This window comes from Streptomyces sp. B6B3 (genome assembly GCF_039871525.1).
Taxonomy (GTDB): domain Bacteria; phylum Actinomycetota; class Actinomycetes; order Streptomycetales; family Streptomycetaceae; genus Streptomyces.
Genome location: NZ_JBDPLU010000012.1, coordinates 243,187 through 260,184 on the forward strand (window position 1 = coordinate 243,187; position 16,998 = coordinate 260,184).

15 protein-coding genes are annotated in these 16,998 nt (G+C 72.6%); all 15 read left to right on the forward strand.

Annotation, left to right across the window (positions count from 1 at the left end):
- The first annotated feature begins 157 nt into the window (after positions 1-157).
- The gene (locus ABGB06_RS24440; RefSeq protein ID WP_347592925.1) at positions 158-688 is read left to right on the forward strand and encodes a hypothetical protein; all 531 of its coding nucleotides are present in this window, start codon (positions 158-160) and stop codon (positions 686-688) included.
- 37 nt (positions 689-725) lie between these two features.
- Positions 726-4,037 (forward strand): CHAT domain-containing protein, encoded by a 3,312-nt coding sequence (locus ABGB06_RS24445; protein WP_347592927.1) that lies wholly within the window; start codon positions 726-728, stop codon positions 4,035-4,037.
- Positions 4,038-4,376: 339 nt separating this feature from the next.
- The gene (locus ABGB06_RS24450; RefSeq protein ID WP_347592929.1) at positions 4,377-5,156 is read left to right on the forward strand and encodes an ABC transporter ATP-binding protein; all 780 of its coding nucleotides are present in this window, start codon (positions 4,377-4,379) and stop codon (positions 5,154-5,156) included.
- 2 nt (positions 5,157-5,158) lie between these two features.
- Positions 5,159-5,995, forward strand: coding sequence for an ABC transporter permease (locus ABGB06_RS24455; RefSeq protein WP_347592931.1), 837 nt, complete (start codon positions 5,159-5,161; stop codon positions 5,993-5,995).
- Between the two features lie 40 nt (positions 5,996-6,035).
- A complete protein-coding gene (locus tag ABGB06_RS24460; RefSeq protein WP_347592933.1) occupies positions 6,036-7,097 on the forward strand; it encodes an ABC transporter substrate-binding protein in 1,062 nt (353 codons plus the stop codon).
- Positions 7,098-7,147: 50 nt separating this feature from the next.
- Positions 7,148-8,299 (forward strand): NAD(P)/FAD-dependent oxidoreductase, encoded by a 1,152-nt coding sequence (locus tag ABGB06_RS24465; RefSeq protein WP_347592935.1) that lies wholly within the window; start codon positions 7,148-7,150, stop codon positions 8,297-8,299.
- Positions 8,300-8,361: 62 nt separating this feature from the next.
- Positions 8,362-9,024 (forward strand): amino acid synthesis family protein, encoded by a 663-nt coding sequence (locus ABGB06_RS24470; RefSeq protein WP_347592937.1) that lies wholly within the window; start codon positions 8,362-8,364, stop codon positions 9,022-9,024.
- Positions 9,025-9,064: 40 nt separating this feature from the next.
- The gene (locus tag ABGB06_RS24475; protein ID WP_347592939.1) at positions 9,065-9,817 is read left to right on the forward strand and encodes a class II aldolase/adducin family protein; all 753 of its coding nucleotides are present in this window, start codon (positions 9,065-9,067) and stop codon (positions 9,815-9,817) included.
- A 63-nt stretch (positions 9,818-9,880) separates the two neighbouring features.
- Positions 9,881-10,813, forward strand: coding sequence for a 3-hydroxyacyl-CoA dehydrogenase NAD-binding domain-containing protein (locus ABGB06_RS24480; RefSeq protein WP_347592941.1), 933 nt, complete (start codon positions 9,881-9,883; stop codon positions 10,811-10,813).
- 8 nt (positions 10,814-10,821) lie between these two features.
- Positions 10,822-11,730, forward strand: coding sequence for an alpha/beta hydrolase (locus ABGB06_RS24485; protein ID WP_347592943.1), 909 nt, complete (start codon positions 10,822-10,824; stop codon positions 11,728-11,730).
- Positions 11,731-11,764: 34 nt separating this feature from the next.
- Positions 11,765-12,229, forward strand: a complete 465-nt coding sequence (locus ABGB06_RS24490; protein ID WP_347592945.1) for a YbhB/YbcL family Raf kinase inhibitor-like protein — start codon at positions 11,765-11,767, stop codon at positions 12,227-12,229.
- Positions 12,230-12,245: 16 nt separating this feature from the next.
- Positions 12,246-13,034 carry an IclR family transcriptional regulator gene (locus ABGB06_RS24495; RefSeq protein WP_347592947.1) on the forward strand — a complete coding sequence of 263 codons (789 nt, stop codon included), beginning with the start codon at positions 12,246-12,248 and terminating at the stop codon, positions 13,032-13,034.
- A 192-nt stretch (positions 13,035-13,226) separates the two neighbouring features.
- On the forward strand, positions 13,227-14,210 hold the full coding sequence (locus ABGB06_RS24500) for a substrate-binding domain-containing protein (RefSeq protein ID WP_347592949.1): 984 nt from the start codon (positions 13,227-13,229) through the stop codon (positions 14,208-14,210).
- Between the two features lie 153 nt (positions 14,211-14,363).
- Positions 14,364-15,875, forward strand: a complete 1,512-nt coding sequence (locus ABGB06_RS24505; protein ID WP_347592951.1) for a glycoside hydrolase family 43 protein — start codon at positions 14,364-14,366, stop codon at positions 15,873-15,875.
- 165 nt (positions 15,876-16,040) lie between these two features.
- Entirely contained in the window at positions 16,041-16,943 is a 903-nt protein-coding gene (locus ABGB06_RS24510) for a serine hydrolase (protein ID WP_347592967.1), read from the forward strand.
- The last annotated feature ends 55 nt before the right edge of the window (positions 16,944-16,998 follow it).

A 16,998-nucleotide genomic window follows, 5' to 3' on the forward strand; every position in this document is an offset into this window, starting at 1 on the left:
AGCCATCATCGGTAACTCCCCTTCCCTCCAGGGCGCCTCTCGCGCTCCCCGACGGGAAGTCGGACGGAAAATGCCCGGACGACGCCCAGCCGGGACCCGCAAGCCACCGGCCGCCGCGCCTTGACTGGACGCACGGGGCGACGGCGTAGGAGGCCAGGTGCACCAGACTGTGAGTTCCCTGCTGATCACGATGGTCGCGGTGCTGGGCACCCTGGTGTCGGCGCTGCTGGCGCAGCGCCAGGCGCGGCGCACCATGACCCAGGAGCTGAGCCGCCTCGACCAGCGCCGCGTCGCCGAGGCGCACCGGGCCGGCTACACCGCCATGAACACGGCCGCACGGCGCTACCTGGTGGCGTTGACCAACCAGCTGCACGCCCTCAGGCTCCGCACGGAGTCGGCGGGCGACACCGCGGAACTCCGCCGCGCCCGCGCCACGCACGCCGACCACTACGCCGAGGTCCAGCTCATCGCCCCGCCACCGGTGCTGGCGGCGGCCCAGACCGTGAACCACGTGCTCAACGACCTCTACGGCGTGCTGATGCGGCTGACCAACGGCGTGCCGCGGCCCGGCGACTCGCTCGACGTCGCCCAGACCCGCATCACCGCCCTGTGGGACACGGACCTGGTGATCCTCAGACGCCGGATGCGGCTCGATCTCGACCCCGACCTCGAACCGTCGTCGCGCTGACGGGCTGGGGTCGACCGACGACGGGAAGGTGCAGGACATGGATGACCTCGCTGAGTTACTGGAGCGGCTGGGCCAGCGGCTGCCCGATCTGACGGAGGGCGACGCGGACCTCCACTCGGGACTCCCTGTCGACCTGGGCGAGGTGACACGCCGGCTGTCCGTGGCGGAGCGGGAGATGGCGCCCGGGCACCGGAGGGCGGCGACGCTCCGGGCGCGGCTCGGCTTCGTCGTCGGCACGCGCTACATCACGGAGGGCGAGCGACGAGACCGCGATGAGGCGATCCGCCTGCTGCGCGCGGCGCGGCAGGCCGGCGCGCCGGGCGGACTCGGCGAGGCGGACCTGGTGCGCGGCACCATGATGCTGGCGCTGCTGCTGTTACCGCTGCCGGTGCCCTGGCCGGCCGGCGAGATGCCCGGGTTCGAGGCGTTGATCCAGTGGTCGGTGCGGCAGCCGATGTCCGGTCCCGAGGTCGAGGCGGAGCTGGCGGAGGCCGAGCGGCTGCTGACCGAGCTGCGGTCCCTGCGGGTGGGAAGGCAGTGGCTGGAGCAGACGGCCAGGCTCGCCGGCGTCGCCCGCCAGTTGCGCTCGATGCTGGGCGGAGATCTCGGCGGCCTCGTCGCCCTCACCGAGCGGATCTTCGCCGCGGAGCCCAACGCGCCCTACCAGGACCAGATTCGCGGGCTGCTGCGCCTCGCCCAGGGCATGGCCCCCGGTGCGTCCCCGTTCCCGCCCGTCGGCGCCCCGCCCTCGCCGGACCCGGAGCGCGACGCCGCGGAGCTGGTGCTGCAGGCCGACCTGGCGGCCCCCGGCACCGTGGGGGCCGACCGACTCCGCGAGATCATCGAGCTCCTGGAAACCGCGGAAGGCGACTCCGTCGGGGTCGGCACCTGGGGGAAGATGTCCCTGGCCCTCCGCACCGGCGACAGCGAACTCGCGCTGGAGACCGCCGAGGAGGTGCGCCGGATGGCGCACGACGTCCCGGGGTTGGAGTCCCTGCTGCCGGCCCTGCCGATGGTGCTCCGGCTCATCCGGGGCAATCTCCAGGACGAGGACGCCGCGCTGCGGGCGCTCGTCGAGACCTTCCCCGAGCGGCCGGACCAGCAGCCAGCGCCGCAGGGGACGTTGGAAGCCGAGGTGGCGCGACTCGGTGGAGCGATGAAGCTGATGATGCGGCTGCACCGGCTGGACCGCTCGAACGTCACGAACGAACAGGATCGGGCGCGGTATGTGGCGGCTCTCCAGGAGATCCACGGGGAGCTGCTCGAACTGGCGCGGGGCGGCGGAACGGACGACCCGTGGCACGGGGTCGTGCGACTGGGCCTCGTCCTGGTCGAGTGCGAACTCGCTCTGTCCCACGGCGGCATCGCGGACATCCGGACCGCGCTGGAGCGGCTGGAGCGGTTCGGGATCCCCGACGCCACCCCGCCCTTCGTGCGCTCGTGGCTGACCATCGCCGCGCGGACGCTGGCGTCGGCCACCGATCTGCTGGACCACCGGGACCCGGGCGGCGTCGCCGGACTCTCCGAGCGCCTGAGCCAGCCCCTGGAGGGCGAGGAGATGCTGGTGAACGCGCGGGCGTTCGCCCGTTCCGGCGTCGCGAAGCTCCTGTTGGCCGCCCATGAGCGGTCCGGGGAGCGCGCGTTGCTGGACGAGGCGATCGCGGAGCTGGAGCGGGCCCGGGACGACCTCACCGAGGGCGCGCACGTCCGCGCGCTCGTCGACGTGCGGTGGGGCCTGGCGAGCGCGTACGCGGCGCGGGCGGAGCCCGGCGACGCGCGGCGGGCGACCGCGGCCGGGCTGGCCTCGTTACACCACGTCGCCGGGGACGTGACCATGCAGCTGGGCGCCGAACACGCCCTCGAGACGGCGCGGGCCGGCGCCGACCGGGGCCTGCGGATCGCCGGATGGGCCCTGAGGGACGGGCTCCTGCCGGAGGCGGTGCGGGCGTTGGAGGCGGGACGGGCGCTGGTGCTGCGGGCCGCGGCCGCCTCGGACGGCGTCCCGGAGCGGCTGGAGTCGCTGGGACGCGGCGACCTCGCCGCGGAGTGGCGGCGCGCCGCGCCGCCGTCGGAGGGCGGCGCGGACGTCCCCGCCGATCCGGACGCCATCGAGCGGCTCGTGCCCAGCACGCTGCGCCGCCGCGCCCTCGACGCGCTGGGGGAGGGCGTGCGGGACCTGCTGGCCGTGCCGGAGGTGCCGGAGTTGGTCGCGGGGCTGGCGGCCGGCGACGCCGACGCGCTGGTGTACCTGCTGCCCGGCGCCGCCCTGGTGGTGCGGCGGGAGGCGGGGCGCGAGGAGGCGCTGCGGCTGCCCGGCCTCGACGACGCCTCGGACGGGCCGGTCGGGGCGTACCTGTCCGCCGCCGCGGGCGCCAACGACCCGGCCGAGCAGTCGCGGTGGGAGGCGGCGCTGGAGGAACTGTGCGACTGGGCCGGCCGGGAGGTGGTGGGGCCGGTGCTCCGGCGCATCCCGGCCGGCGCGGCGGCCGGCCCGCCGCGCGTCGTCCTGGTGCCCTGCGGCAACCTCGGCGTGGTGCCCTGGCACGCGGCCCGGCTGCCGGAGGGCGGTCACGCCCTGGAACGGGCGGTCTTCAGCTACGCCTCCTCCGGCGCCCAGTTCCTCGCCGCGGTGGGCCGGGAACGAACCCGGCCCACCGAACGGCCCGTGCTGGTGGCCGACCCCACGCTGCGCCTGCTGTGGGCGGTGGACGAGGTGACGACGCTGCACCGGGCCTGTTACGCCGACGCGTTGCTGTACGGGGACGTCGCGGACGAGCCGGTCCCGGTGGGCGGGGCGGGCACGCCGGAGGAACTGCTCGACGCGTTCGACGGTGGCGGCGCCTCGTTGCTGCACGTCGCCTCGCACGGTTCGGCCGGGGGCCGGCCCACGGTCTCCGCGCTCGACCTGACCCGGCCGTTGACCGTGGCGCGGATCCTGGACCGGCCGGCCGGCGGCCCGGGCGCCGGGCAACGCGGGCCGCTGGTCGTGCTCAGCGCCTGCGAGACCGACCTGAGCACCCGCGACCACGACGAGGCGCTCACCCTGACCACCGCCTTTCTCGCGCGCGGGGCCGCCGACGCGGTGGGCTCCCGCTGGGTGACGCGGGACAGCGCCTCGGCGCTGCTGATGGCGGTGTTCCACCACGGGTTGACCGCCGGCGGGCTGGCCCCGCCCGACGCGTTGCGCGCCGCCCAACTGTGGATGCTCGACCCGGCGCGCACGCCGCCGCCGGGCGTGACCGGCCACCTGCTGGACGAGGCGGCCAGGCGGCCCCTCGCCCGGGTCAGGTGCTGGGCGCCGTTCATCCACCAGGGCAACCCGTCGCCCCGTTGGGGCGCCGGAGAATAGCCGGCCCTCGCCCGGCGGAGACCTGCCATCCGCCGGCGCCGGGCGCGAGCCCGCCCGTCGGACGGAGCCGCTGCCGCGCCTCCGCGACGCCCGAATCCTCAGCGGCGGTTGAGCCGACCCGCGGTCCGTCGAAGCACCGCGGGACCGACCTCCATGGCCGATAAGATTCGAACTGGAGTTCCATTTCGGCGACGAAACAACGTCGCTAAGGCTCTGCACGAGGGTTGACGGGTTCCGTGGACGGTGCCTAGCCTGCTTCGTGATAAGCGGTTATCAGGATCTGATAAGTCAACTTCCCGCCGTCATACGTCACCCCGCGCAGAGGGGGAGGAGTTCGGCATGGAATCCATGGGGATTTCGGCTCAGGGCATCGAGATGCGGTTCACGGTCCGGGGCCTGGAGCAGACCGTCCTGGAGAATCTCGACGTCACCATCGACCCCGGCAGCTTCGTCACCCTGCTCGGCCCTTCCGGATGCGGGAAGAGCACCCTCCTCAAGATCCTCGGCGGTATCCTCGCGCCCAGTTCGGGTGACGTGTCCATCGGCGGTCGGGCCGCCACGGAAGCCGTCAGGGAAAGACGGATAGGTCTCGTCCCGCAGACCCCCTCGCTGTTGCCGTGGAAATCCGCCCTGCAGAACGCCGGGATGCTACGGCGGATCGCCAGGGGTGAGCGCGGCGACCACGCGGAACGCGCCGCCGAGAAGGCGCTGGAGATGGTCGGTCTCACCGCCGCCCGGGACAAGCTGCCGCACGAACTGTCGGGCGGGATGGCCCAACGGGTGTCCATCGCCCGGGCCCTGGCCATGGACCCGGCGATCCTGCTGATGGACGAGCCCTTCGGCGCACTGGACGCCATCACCCGCGACCTGATGAACGAGAAGCTCGCCGAGATCTGGGCGGCCACGGGGAAGACCGTCGTCTTCGTCACCCACTCGATCCCCGAGGCCGTGTTCCTCTCCGACACGGTGCACGTGATGGGCGCCAACCCCGGCCGGGTCATCGACACGGTCGAGATCGACCTTCCCCGCCCGCGCACCCGCGAGGTCTTCGCCGACCCGAGGTTCGGCGCCTACACCACACGGTTGCGCGAGGAACTCGAACCGAAAGTGACGGTCTGACGATGACGATCGCCCCGGAGACCGTGCGCACGAAGACCGCTCCCGCGACCCGCCGCGGCCCTGGTCCGGTCCGCTCCTGGTGGTCCCGCTCCTGGCCCAGCATCGCCGTGCTCGTGGCCGCCTTCGTCCTGTGGGAGCTCGCGGTCGAGGTCCTCGACGTCTCCGACTTCGTGCTCGCCAAGCCCAGCGAGTTCCTGGCCGAGATCGGCAGTTCCCAGGAACTGCTGCGCGGGGCGGCCTGGGTGACCACCAAGGAGATCCTCTACGGGTTCCTGCTCAGCCTCGCCGTGGGCGCGCTGCTCGCCGTGCTGATCGTGCGCTTCGCCTGGCTCGACCGCGCCCTCTATCCGCTGATCGTCCTCTTCCAGGTCGTGCCCAAGGTGGCGCTCGCGCCCATCTTCATCCTCTGGTTCGGGTACGGCCTCGCGCCCAAGCTGCTCCTCATCGTGGTGATCGCGTTCTTCCCGATCACGCTCAACATGATCCTCGGCCTCCGGGCCGTCGACCAGGACCTGCTGCTGCTCATGCGGTCCGTGGGCGCCTCGGACAACCAGATCCTGCTCCAGATCCGGATTCCCACCTCGCTGCCCTATCTCTTCGCCGGCATGCGCATCGCGATCACCCTCGCCGTCATCGGCGCCGTCGTCGCGGAGTTCGCCGGTGCGGCCGACGGGCTCGGATATCTCATCCAGTTCGCCTCCACCCAGCTCGACACCCCGCTCATGTTCGCGGCGCTGACCATCGTCTCGGTGCTCGGAATGATCCTCTACTACGGGCTGTCCCTCCTCGAAATCCTCCTGCGGAAGTGGTTCCCGCACATCACGGCCGGCGACCGGTAGGAGCCGGGCTTTCGCGCCATCGTCAGCAAGGAGTTTCTCCATGCGCGTTCCTTCGACAATATCGAAAAAACCCCTGACCGGAATCGCGGGCATCACCGCCGCAACTCTTCTGCTGACCGCCTGTGGTTCGGGAGACGACGGAGGCGAGGAAAGCGGCCTGGACACCGTTTCCGTGCAGCTCGACTACCAGATCCGTGGTAACCACGGAATGTTCTACGTCGCCGACGAACTCGGCTACTTCGAGGAGGAGGGCATCGACGTCGAGGACATCAGGACCGGCACCGGCTCTCCCGACGCCCTGCGGATCGTCGGTGACGGAGGGGCCGATTTCGGCTTCGCCGACCTGCCCTCGCTCGTCACCGCCCGCTCGCAGAACGTGCCCGTGAAGGCGCTGGCGGTGGTCAACCAGTCCTCCCCGCTCGGCATGTGCACCGTCGCGGACCGGACGCCGCTCAAGGACATCGACGATCTGCGCGGCCTGACCGCCGGGATCCACGCGGCGGGCTCGACCTTCATCTTCTACGAGGCGCTGCTCGCCGCCAACGGGATGGAACGCGACGACCTGGAGGAGGTCAGCGTCACCCCGCCCTACGAGAACTACCTGATCCAGGGCCGGGTGGACACCGTGCCCTGCTACATCGACGCCGAGGTGCCGCAACTGGAGGACGCCGCGGGCGGCGAGGGCTCGCTCGACGTGCTGCTGGGCTCGGAGCACGGCTACGAGGTCTACGGCTCCGGGCTGTTCGCGAGCGACGAGGTGATCGAGAACAACCCGGACCTGGTACAGCGCTTCACGAACGCCTACCTGCGGGCCTTCCGGTACGTCGTCGACCACCCCGCCGAGACGGCCACGCTGCTGAGCGAGGTCTCCCCCGAACTGGCCGGCAAGGCGGACCTCTTCGAGCGCCAGCTCCAGGCCGACATCGACCACACCTTCAGCAACGACCTCACCGAGGAGCACGGCCTCGGCGCGATGGACGAGGCCACCTGGCAGTCCACCGTCGACACCCTCGCCGAGCTGGGCGCCGTGGACGGCAGCCCGCCCGCCGTCTCGGACGTGTACGACCCCACCTTCGTCGAGGCGCACAAGGCCGGGTCCTGATCCGGTCAGGGGGCGAACGGAACAGGCAGGCGACGAGGGAAAAGCGAGCCATGACAACCACGGTTGAGAAGAACGGACGCCACGCCGAGGTCTGCGGGGCCGGTTTCGCGGGCCTGACCGCGGCCGCCGCGCTCGCCCGGCGCGGCTGGACGGTGCGGGTGCACGAGAAGGGCGCGCGACTGCGCGAACAGGGCGCCGGCATCGTCCTGTGGCACAACAGCCTCAAGGTCCTCAAGGCCATCGACGCCTACGACGCGGCGATGGCCGACTCGATGACCCCGCCCTGGTACGAGACGCGGCACCAGCACACCAGCGTCTCGCACGAGGACTTCGGCGGCATGCCCTGGCGCACCATGACGCGCCCGCACCTGCACAAGGTGCTGCTGGACACGGCTCGGCAGGCCGGAGTGGAGATCCGCACCGGCTCCGAGGTCGTCGCGGCCGACCCCCGGGGCAGCGTCACCCTCGCCTCGGGCGAGGTGCTCACCGCCGACCTGGTGGTCGGCGCCGACGGCGTGCGCTCCCAGGTCCGGGACTCCATCGGCTTCGCGCAGGAACGCTGGAAGTCCCGGGACGGCATCTTCCGTTTCCTGGTGCCGCGCGCCAGGGAGGAACTGGGTGCCGGCGAGTGGGACAACGTCATCGACTTCTGGAACCTCGAACCCCGCTACCTCCGGGTGCTGTACGTGCCCTGCAACGAGCGCGAGCTGTACATCGCGCTCGGCGCCCCCCGCGCCGACGAGCAGGCCACCCGCGCCCCCATCGACCTCGACCTGTGGACGGGCGCGTTCCCGGAGCTCGCCCCGGTGCTGCGCCACACGCACGCCGCGACCGACCCCCGCTACTACGGCTACCAGACCACCTACCTGGAGGAGTGGAGCCGCGGTGTGGTCGGCCTGGTGGGCGACGCCGCGCACGCCATGTGCCCGGCGCTCGCCCAGGGCGCCGGCTGCGCGATGGCCAACGCCTACACCCTGGCGGTGGCCGCCACCGAGGCCGAACGGGACGGGATCGCCGAGGCGCTGCGGGAGTGGGAGCGCTGGGAGCGGCCGATCACCGACCGCTGCCAGCGGCGCTCCGCCGACTACGCCGCCAACCGCGGCATGGCGCGGGGCAACCAGTTCACCATCGAGAACCTCGAGACCGCCCTGTACGACCCGACCAACCCCCACCGCCACGCCCTGGCGATCAACCCGGGCTGACGAGCGGCCCGGCGGCACGAGCAGGACGAGCAGGACGAGCAGGACGAGCAGGAGGACACGACATGTCAGTCGAGACGGCAGGGGAGTCCGGGCTGGACCCGCGGGCCGAACAGGCCAGGAAGGCGGAGCGGTCGGTGCTGGAGCACTACCGGGTCCGCCGCTGGGTGGGGCTGGTGGAGGAGATCCGGCACGAGAACGGTCCGGAGGCCGAGGAGGCCGAGGAACCGCTGGTGAAGGCGGTGTCCGGCGTGGTCATCGCCAATCCCTTCGCCGGCCGCTGGGCCGCGGACCTGTCCGGGCTCACCGCGCCCAGCGCCGCCCTGGGCACCGCGCTCGGGCTCCGGGCCGCCGCGCTGCTCGGATGGCGCGAGGTGCAGAGCTACGGCAAGGGCGGGATCGCCGGGGTGGCCGGCGAACAGGAGCACGTCGTGGCCTGCGTGACCACCGTCTTCGGCAACGCGCTGCGCGCCGCGGTGGGCGGCGGGGCCGCCTGGATCTCCTCCGCCACCAAGACCGCCGCGGCCGGCGCGAGCCTGGACATCCCGCTCGCCTACAAGGACGAGCTGTACGTGCGCTCGCACTACGACGCGATCACCGTGTCGGTGACCGACGCGCCGCGCCCCGACGAGCTGCTCGTCTGCGCCGCGGTGGCCACCGGTGGCCGGGTGCACCACCGCGTCGGCGGGCTGAGCGTGGCCGAGGCGCGCGCCGCGGCGCGCGCCTGAGCACGCCGCTCCCGTCCCCGATCCGGCAGAAAGGCTCCCCATGTCCCACGACGACACCCCCGACGCCCTCTACACCCAGGACGACTCGATCGCGAACGTCCTGGACCACGTGGCCCGCGCCCACCGCATCCTGGAGATGGAGGGCCAGGGCGACATGTCGATGGGCCACCTCTCCTACCGCGACCCGTTCGGCCGCGGACTCTGGCTCAAGCGCGGCAACCTCGGTCTGGAGGAGGTGCGGGGCGGCGACTTCATCCTCATCGACTTCGACGGCAACGTCCTGGAGGGCCAGGGCCTGCGCCATCTCGAATGGCCGCTGCACGCCGAGATCATGCGCGCCCGCCCCGACGTGAACGTCGTCGGGCACTCCCACCCCTTCTACGCCACCGTCTTCGGCGCCAGCACCGCCGAGCTGCGGCCGGTGCACAACCACGCCGTGTGGTTCGCCGAGCACGGCGTCCCGCGGTTCTCCGCCACCAGCCACATCGTCACCACCCCCGAGCTGGGCCGGGACGTGGCGCAGGTGCTCGGCGACGCCGAGGCGGTGCTGCTGGCCCACCACGGCGTCGCGTTCGTGGGACGCACCGTGCGGGACGCGACGCTCGCCGGGATCTTCCTGGAGTGGTCGGCGAAGGTCCAGCTCACGCTGTCCTCCTCCGGTCTGCCGTACGACGTGCCGGACCAGGCGGAGAGCGTGGAGAAGAACCTGCGCATCCATCCCGACCGGGCCCGGGACAACTACTGGATGTACTTCAACCGCAAGCTCGACCGCCTGGAGCGCACCACCCGCTGAGCGCGGCCGGCCCACCCGCCCGCACACCCCGCATCGAGCACCCCTTATCAAGGAGCCATCAGCATGAGCATTCCGCAGACCAGCGCCGTCATCGGTGCCGGAAGCATGGGACCCGGCATCGCGGCGCTGCTCGCCCGCTACGGATCCCGGGTCCGGCTCAACGACGTCAGCCAGGAGGCGCTGACCCGGGCCGAGGCCACCTGCGCCGCCGTCGTCACCCATCTCGACGAGCTGGACGTGCCGGTGACGCCCGGCGGCTCGGTCGTCTTCGAGGCCGACCTGGCCACGGCCCTGGACGGTGCCGACCTCGTCATCGAGGCGATCCCGGAGCAGATCGACCTGAAGAAGACGGTCCTGGCGCGGATCGAGTCCGCCGTCCGCGACGACGTGATCATCGCCACCAACACCTCGGGCATCCCCATCTCGGACATGGCCGTCGCCATGTCCCACCCCGGCCGCTTCATCGGCATGCACTGGTCCAACCCGCCGCACCTGATCCCCATGATCGAGGTGGTGAAGGGCCGCGACACCGCCGCGGAGGTCGAGGAGCGGCTGGTGGCCGTCGTCGAGTCCTTCGGGTTCGAGGCGGTGCGCGAGAAGGAGGTGCCGGGATTCATCGAGAACCGGGTGCTGTACGCCGTGCTGCGCGAGTGCATGTCGCTGGTCGAGCAGGGCGTGGCCTCGCAGCGGGACCTGGACACCTGCGTGAAGTGGGGCATCGGCTACAAGCTGGCGGTCATCGGCCCGATGCGCCTGGTGGACATGGCGGGGCTCGACATCTACGAGGCGGTGGCCAGCTACCTCAACAAGGACCTGTCCAACGAGTCGGGCGTCTCCCCGCTGGTCACGGACCTCACCGAACAGGGCAAGCTCGGCATGAAGACGGGCGACGGCCTCTACCCGTACGGCGAGGGCGACGTGGCCGCGAAGCGCGCGCAGATCGTGCGCGGTCTGGTGCGGGTGCGCAAGGCGCTGTCCGAGATCGAACCGGTCTGAGCGCACCCATGAGCCGCGACCCCCACACCCCCGACCGGTCCCCGGCCGACGCGCCCGTCACGGACGTGGAGTTCACGCACGTCAACGGCGTGAGACTGTGCGTCCGCGACCGCGGCCCTGTCGGCGCCGGGCCCCCGGTGGTGCTGCTGCACGGCACCACCGCCCACCTCGGGGTCTGGGACGAGGTGGTGGCCCGGCTGGGCCCCGACGTGCGGACCCTCGCCGTCGACCAGCGCGGCCACGGCCGCAGCGACCGCCCGCCCGGCGCCCGTTACGGGGCCGAGGAGTACTCCGCCGACGTGGCCGCGCTGCTCCGGGAGCTCGGCGAGGGCCCCGCCGTGGTGGCCGGCCACTCGCTCGGCGCCCGGAACGCGGTGGTGCTCGGCGCCCGGCATCCCGAACTGGTGGCCGGGGTGGTGGCGGTGGACTACACGCCGTTCGTCGAGCCCGAGGTGCTGGACGCGCTGCACACCCGGGTGCGCGGCGGGGACCGCGCGTTCTCCTCCGCCCGGGAGGTGGAGGACTACCTGCGCGAACGGTATCCGCTGCTGCCGGACGCCGCCGTGCGGCGCCGGTCGCGCTACGGCTACCGGCGGGCGGCGGACGGCTGGCGACCGCTGGCGGACCCGCGCGCCATGGTGCTGACCGTCGAGGGACTGCGCCCGGACTTCGACGCCGAGTGCCGGGCCGTGCGGGTGCCGGTCACGCTGATCCGCGGCGAGCACAGCCGGATCGTGTCCCCGCGGGCCTTCGACGCCACCCGGCGGCTTCGGCCCGACCTCCGCGCCGTGCAGCTGCCCGGGCTCGACCATTACGTACCCGAGGAGGATCCCGTCGCCGTGGCCCGGGAGATCCGCCGCACGCGGGACCGGACGGACCACCCGAACCGCCCGAACCGCCCGAACCGCCCGTCGTGAAGCATCCGAACCAGAAGAGAAGGAACCCCCACCCATGCCCCTGAACATCAAGGACCTGACCGTGCGCGCGCGGGACTTCGGCCCGGGCGAGCGCATCCCGGACCGGCACGCCGCGGACCACGGCAACGTGGTGCCGGAGATCGAGATCACCGGCATCCCCGAGGGAACGGTCGAGCTGGCCCTGATCGTCCACGATCCCGACGCGCCGCTGCCGCACGGCTTCACCCACTGGGTGGTCTACGGCATCGAGCCCACCGGCACCACCGCGACCGTGTCACCGGAGACCGCCGGCTCGTTCCGGCAGGGCCCGAACTCCCTTGGCGAGAAGGCCTGGTCGGGTCCCCAGCCGCCCGCCGGCCACGGCCCGCACCACTATTATCTCTGGGCGTACGCCCTCGGCATCGCCGTCTCGGGCGAGCCGGCACGGGAGGCGTTCCTGGCCGCGTACGGCGAGCACGTCATCGAGCAGAACCGTCTCGTCGGCACCTACTCCGCCTGACGCGCCGCCGGCCACCATGAGCGAGGAAGGGCAGCACAAGGTGAAAGAAGGGCGGGAGCGGACCCCCGGGGTGGACAGTGCCCGGCGGGCACTGAAGGTCCTTCTCCTCTTCACCGGGAAGAGCGCGGAGCTGAGCGTCGAGGAGATCGCGCGTTCCGTCGGCATCTCGACGCCGTCCGCCTACCGATTCCTCTCCCTGCTGCGGGAGATGGACCTGGTCGAGGAGGCCGACCGCGGCGGGTACGTGCTGGCGCCGCGGCTGCTCCTGCTGGCCCGCAGCGCGGAACAGGCGTTCCCGGTGTCCAAGGTGGTGCGTCCGCTCGTGGAGCGGCTGTCACGGTCCACCGGCGAGGCCGCGCTGGTGATCCGCCGGGTCGGGGACTTCGCGGCCTGCGTGGAGATGAGCCAGCCGGAGCACACCGTCCGGCTGTCCTTCGAGCCCGGGCACGTCATGAGCCTGCACCGGGGCGCGGGACCCAAGGTGCTGCTCGCCGCCATGGGGGAGGCGTGGGCGCGGCGCTACTTCGACCGGCTGCGTCCGCCGCCGCCCGCGACGGAACGCGACACCGTGCTGTCCGAGATCCCGGCCATCACGGCCCAGGGCTGGTCCCGGAGCGCGGGCGAGGTGGACGAGGGCGTGTGGGCGGTCGCGGCGCCGATCACGGTCGCCGGCCGGGTGCTGGCCACGGTCAGCGTGGCCGGCCCGCAGTTCCGGATCGACGAGGAGCGCGGCGCCGACATCATGCGGCAGGTGATGGAGGGCGCGGCCGAACTCTCCGACTCGCTCAGCACCTGGGACCTCTGAGGAAACTTTCGCGGCCAGCGGCGGAGAACGCGCCTCGGCGGCGCCGGAGACGCCCGGATCCGGTGCTGCCACAATGGCGTGCGTACGGGTGGGAGCGGGCGATCGGGAAGGCGCGGGAAGGCGATCGTGGCGGGCAACGGAGCTGGTGGATCCGGGGATCGGGCGGGCGAGCGACCTGACGCGTCGCGGCCGGTGACGATCGCGTACATCGCGGAGTCGGCGGGGGTTTCGGTGCCGACCGTGTCGAAGGTGATCAACGGGAAGTCGGGCGTCTCGGCGGAGACCCGGGCCCGGGTCGAGGAGTTGGTCAACCGGCACGGATACCGCAAGCCGTCGGGCTCCAACCGCAGCAACGTGGTGGAGCTGGTGTTCCGCGAGCTGACGAGCATGTGGGCGGTGGAGATCATCCGGGGCGTGGAGCGGGTCGCCCGCGAGCACCGGGTGGGGGTGCTGGTCTCCGAGTTCGGCCTGCACGACGCGAGCCCGTCGACCTGGGACGACACGGTCTCCCGGCGGCCGAACTGCGTGCTGTCGGTGGCCCAGCTGTCCGAGGCGGAGCGCGAGGAGCTCCGGGCGAAGGGGATCCCGTTCGTCGTCTTCGACCCGACCACCGAACTGCCGGACGACGTGCCGTTCGTGGGCGCCACGAACTGGTCGGGCGGCCGGGCCGCCACGCGGCACCTGACCGACCTGGGGCATCGTCGGATCGCGATGGTCAGCGGTCCCGAGGACGTGCTGTGCTGCGACGCCCGGCTGGACGGCTACCGCTCCGCGCTGCGGGCCGCCGGGCTGCCGGTGGACCCGGCGCTGGTCGCGCACGCCGACCTCACCGTCGAGGACGGCCGGGTCGCGGCGCGTGCGCTGCTGGCGGGTGCCGAGCGGCCGACCGCGGTCTTCGCGGCGAACGACCTCCAGGCGCTCGGGGTCTACCAGGCCGCGCGGGAGCTGGGCCTGCGGGTTCCCGACGACCTGAGCGTGGTGGGGTTCGACGATCTGCCGGTCGTCGCCTGGGTCGATCCGCCGCTGACCACGGTGCATCAGCCGCTCACCGAGATGGCGGTGGCCGCGACCGAACTGGCGCTCGCCCTCGGGCGGGGTGAACAGGCGCCGCGGACCGGGCTGGAGATCGCCACCACCCTGACCGTCCGGAACAGCACCGCCCCGCCGGCGAGCTGACGCCGGCCCCGAGGTCCGCCGAAGGTGCGGACGCGGGGGTCCGTTGACGCTGCCCGGGGTCGTCGCTACGCTCCGCGGAAAGTGTCGGGCATATGGCGCGAAACTATCTCGCTCTGTGCGGTTGATGTTGACGTGACGAAGGACGTGACGCGGGTGTCCCACAGGCCAGAGACGGGCGACACCGTCCGGAACCCCGTACTGCCGGGGTTCCACCCCGACCCGAGCGTCTGCCGGGTCGGCGCGGACTACTACCTCGCGTGCTCCAGCTTCGAGTACTTCCCCGGGGTGCCGATCTTCCACAGCCGGGACCTGGTGCACTGGGCCCAGGTCGGCAACGCCCTGGACCGGCCCAGCCAGCTCTCCCTCGCCCCGGACGTGCCGTCGTCCGCCGGGGTGTACGCGCCCACGCTGCGGCACCACGACGGCCGGTTCTGGATGATCACCACCGTCGTCGGCGGGGGCGGCAACCTGCTGGTCACCGCCACCGACCCGGCCGGACCCTGGTCCGAGCCGGTCCCGCTGCCCGGGGTCGGGGGCATCGACCCCGACCTCGCCTGGGACGACGACGGCACCTGCTGGTGCACCACCGCCGGCGTCGAACAGGTCCGCCTCGACCCGCACACCGGGCGGACCCAGGGCCCGCCCCGCAAGCTGTGGTCCGGCAGCCCCGGCGCCAAGGCCCCGGAGGCACCGCACCTGTACCGGATCGGCGACCACTGGTACCTGCTCATCGCCGAGGGCGGCACCGAACGGGGACACGCCGTCTCGATCGCCCGCGGGCCCGCGCCCGACGGCCCGTTCGAGCCCTGCCCGGACAACCCGGTCCTGACCCACCGCGGCACCGACCACCCCGTGCAGAACACCGGCCACGCCGATCTGGTGCAGGGGCCGGACGGCTCGTGGTGGATGGTGCACCTCGGGGTGCGCGCCGGCGGCGGCACCCCCGGCTGGCACGTGCTGGGGCGCGAGACCTTCCTGACGCCGGTGCGCTGGGTCGACGGCTGGCCGGTGGTCGGCGAGCCGGCGCCCGACCTGCCCGCGCCCCCGTGGCCGCTGCGTCCGGGCGTCGAGCCGCCGGTCCGCGACGACTTCGAACCCGGCGAGCTGGCCCCGCACTGGATCTCGCCGCGCCAGCGCCCCGAGGAGCACTACACGACCAAGGAGCGGGCCGGCTGGCTCACCCTGCGGGCCCGCGGCCGGTCGCTCGACGATCCCGACGTGACGTTCGTCGGCCGGCGCCAGCAGCACCCGTCCTGCCGGGTGCGCGCCCTGATCGACCCGGCGGAGGGACGCGGCGGCCTGGCCGTCCGCCTCGACGAGCGGCACCACTACGAGATCGAGGCGACGCCGGACGAGGTGCGGGTCCTCGCCCGCGTCGGCCCGCTGCACTCCGTGGTGGCGTCCCAGCCGACGCCCGCCGGGCCCCTGGTCCTCAGGGTCGAGGTGACCGCCACGCCGAGGGTGGACGACCCGCGCACCGGCCCCGACTCCCTCGCCTTCGGCGTCGAGGAGCCGGACGGCACGTTCGTCCTGCTCGGCACGCTCGACGGCCGGTACCTGTCCACCGAGGTCGCGGGCGGCTTCACCGGCCGGGTGGTCGGCATGTACGCCGGAGCCGGCACCGTCCACGTCGACTGGTGCGACTACGAGCCACTCGACACCTGACCACCGGCGCCGACCATCGGCACCCGACCACCGGCGCCGTCGCGGCGGAACCGGGGGACCGGGCGGGCGAGTCCTCGGACAGGGGCTACGCTCAGCTCACTCGTCCGATTTTCTCAGGAGTCCGCATTGAATTCCGGTATCTCCCGGCGCCGGTTCGGGGCCACAGTGCTCGGTTCGACCTCACTCGTCGCCGCGGCGCCCGTCCTGGCATCCAGCGCCCAGGCCGCCACGGCGACCAGAGCGAGACCCACCGTCTCCGCGAGCGGCGCCTACCTCTACGACGACTCCGCCAACGAGCGGCTCTACGTCAAGAACGGCACCACCCGCCGCCAGATGGCGAGCACCACCAAGGTCATGACGGCCGTCACCGTGCTCGGCCACAGCGACCTCAACCTCGACCGGCAGCTCACGGTGCGGCAGGCGTACCGCGACTACGTCGCCGCCGAGGGCGCGAGCACCGCGGACCTGCGGACCGGCGACAAGCTGACCATCCGCCAGCTCCTGTACGCGATGATGCTGCCCTCGGGCTGCGACGCCGCGATGGCGCTGGCCGACCACTTCGGCAACGGCAGCTCCGTCCATGCCAGGACCACCGACTTCATCAGGCAGATGAACCGCAAGGCGGAGGCCCTGAACCTGGACGACACCAGGTACGACTCCTTCGACGGCATCTCGCGCAACGGGGACAACTACACCACCCCGCACAACGCCGCGATGCTGGCCAGCAAGGCGATGACGTACAAGCCGCTCCGCGTGATCATGAAGAAGACGAGCACCGTCCAGGAGGCCACCAACGGCCGCCGCTACACCTGGTACAACACCAACCAGCTGCTCGGCTCCTACAACGGCGCCGTCGGCATCAAGACCGGCACCGGCACCGCCGCCGGCCCGTGCCTGATCTTCGCGGCCACCCGGAACGACCGGACCGTGGTGGGCGTGCTGCTCAACAGCTCCAGCGGCGACTCGCGGTACACGGACGCGGCCAAGCTGCTCGACTACGGGTTCGGCACCAACCTCGCCAGCGGGATGCGGCTGCGCCGGCTCCCGGCGGGCGCCCAGCGCGACTGACGCCCCGGCCAGGCGACCGCACCACCAACGCGCCCGGCGTCGCGCGAGCCCGAGG

What these genes read in the sequence shown, in the direction of transcription:
- ABGB06_RS24495 (WP_347592947.1), top strand. Translation starts at nt 12,246, where the DNA reads ATGAGCGAGGAAGGGCAGCACAAGGTGAAAGAAGGGCGGGAGCGGACC.
- ABGB06_RS24460 (WP_347592933.1), top strand. Translation starts at nt 6,036, where the DNA reads ATGCGCGTTCCTTCGACAATATCGAAAAAACCCCTGACCGGAATCGCG.
- ABGB06_RS24480 (WP_347592941.1), top strand. Translation starts at nt 9,881, where the DNA reads ATGAGCATTCCGCAGACCAGCGCCGTCATCGGTGCCGGAAGCATGGGA.
- ABGB06_RS24445 (WP_347592927.1), top strand. Translation starts at nt 726, where the DNA reads ATGGATGACCTCGCTGAGTTACTGGAGCGGCTGGGCCAGCGGCTGCCC.
- ABGB06_RS24470 (WP_347592937.1), top strand. Translation starts at nt 8,362, where the DNA reads ATGTCAGTCGAGACGGCAGGGGAGTCCGGGCTGGACCCGCGGGCCGAA.
- ABGB06_RS24485 (WP_347592943.1), top strand. Translation starts at nt 10,822, where the DNA reads ATGAGCCGCGACCCCCACACCCCCGACCGGTCCCCGGCCGACGCGCCC.
- ABGB06_RS24455 (WP_347592931.1), top strand. Translation starts at nt 5,159, where the DNA reads ATGACGATCGCCCCGGAGACCGTGCGCACGAAGACCGCTCCCGCGACC.
- ABGB06_RS24465 (WP_347592935.1), top strand. Translation starts at nt 7,148, where the DNA reads ATGACAACCACGGTTGAGAAGAACGGACGCCACGCCGAGGTCTGCGGG.
- ABGB06_RS24450 (WP_347592929.1), top strand. Translation starts at nt 4,377, where the DNA reads ATGGAATCCATGGGGATTTCGGCTCAGGGCATCGAGATGCGGTTCACG.
- ABGB06_RS24490 (WP_347592945.1), top strand. Translation starts at nt 11,765, where the DNA reads ATGCCCCTGAACATCAAGGACCTGACCGTGCGCGCGCGGGACTTCGGC.
- ABGB06_RS24475 (WP_347592939.1), top strand. Translation starts at nt 9,065, where the DNA reads ATGTCCCACGACGACACCCCCGACGCCCTCTACACCCAGGACGACTCG.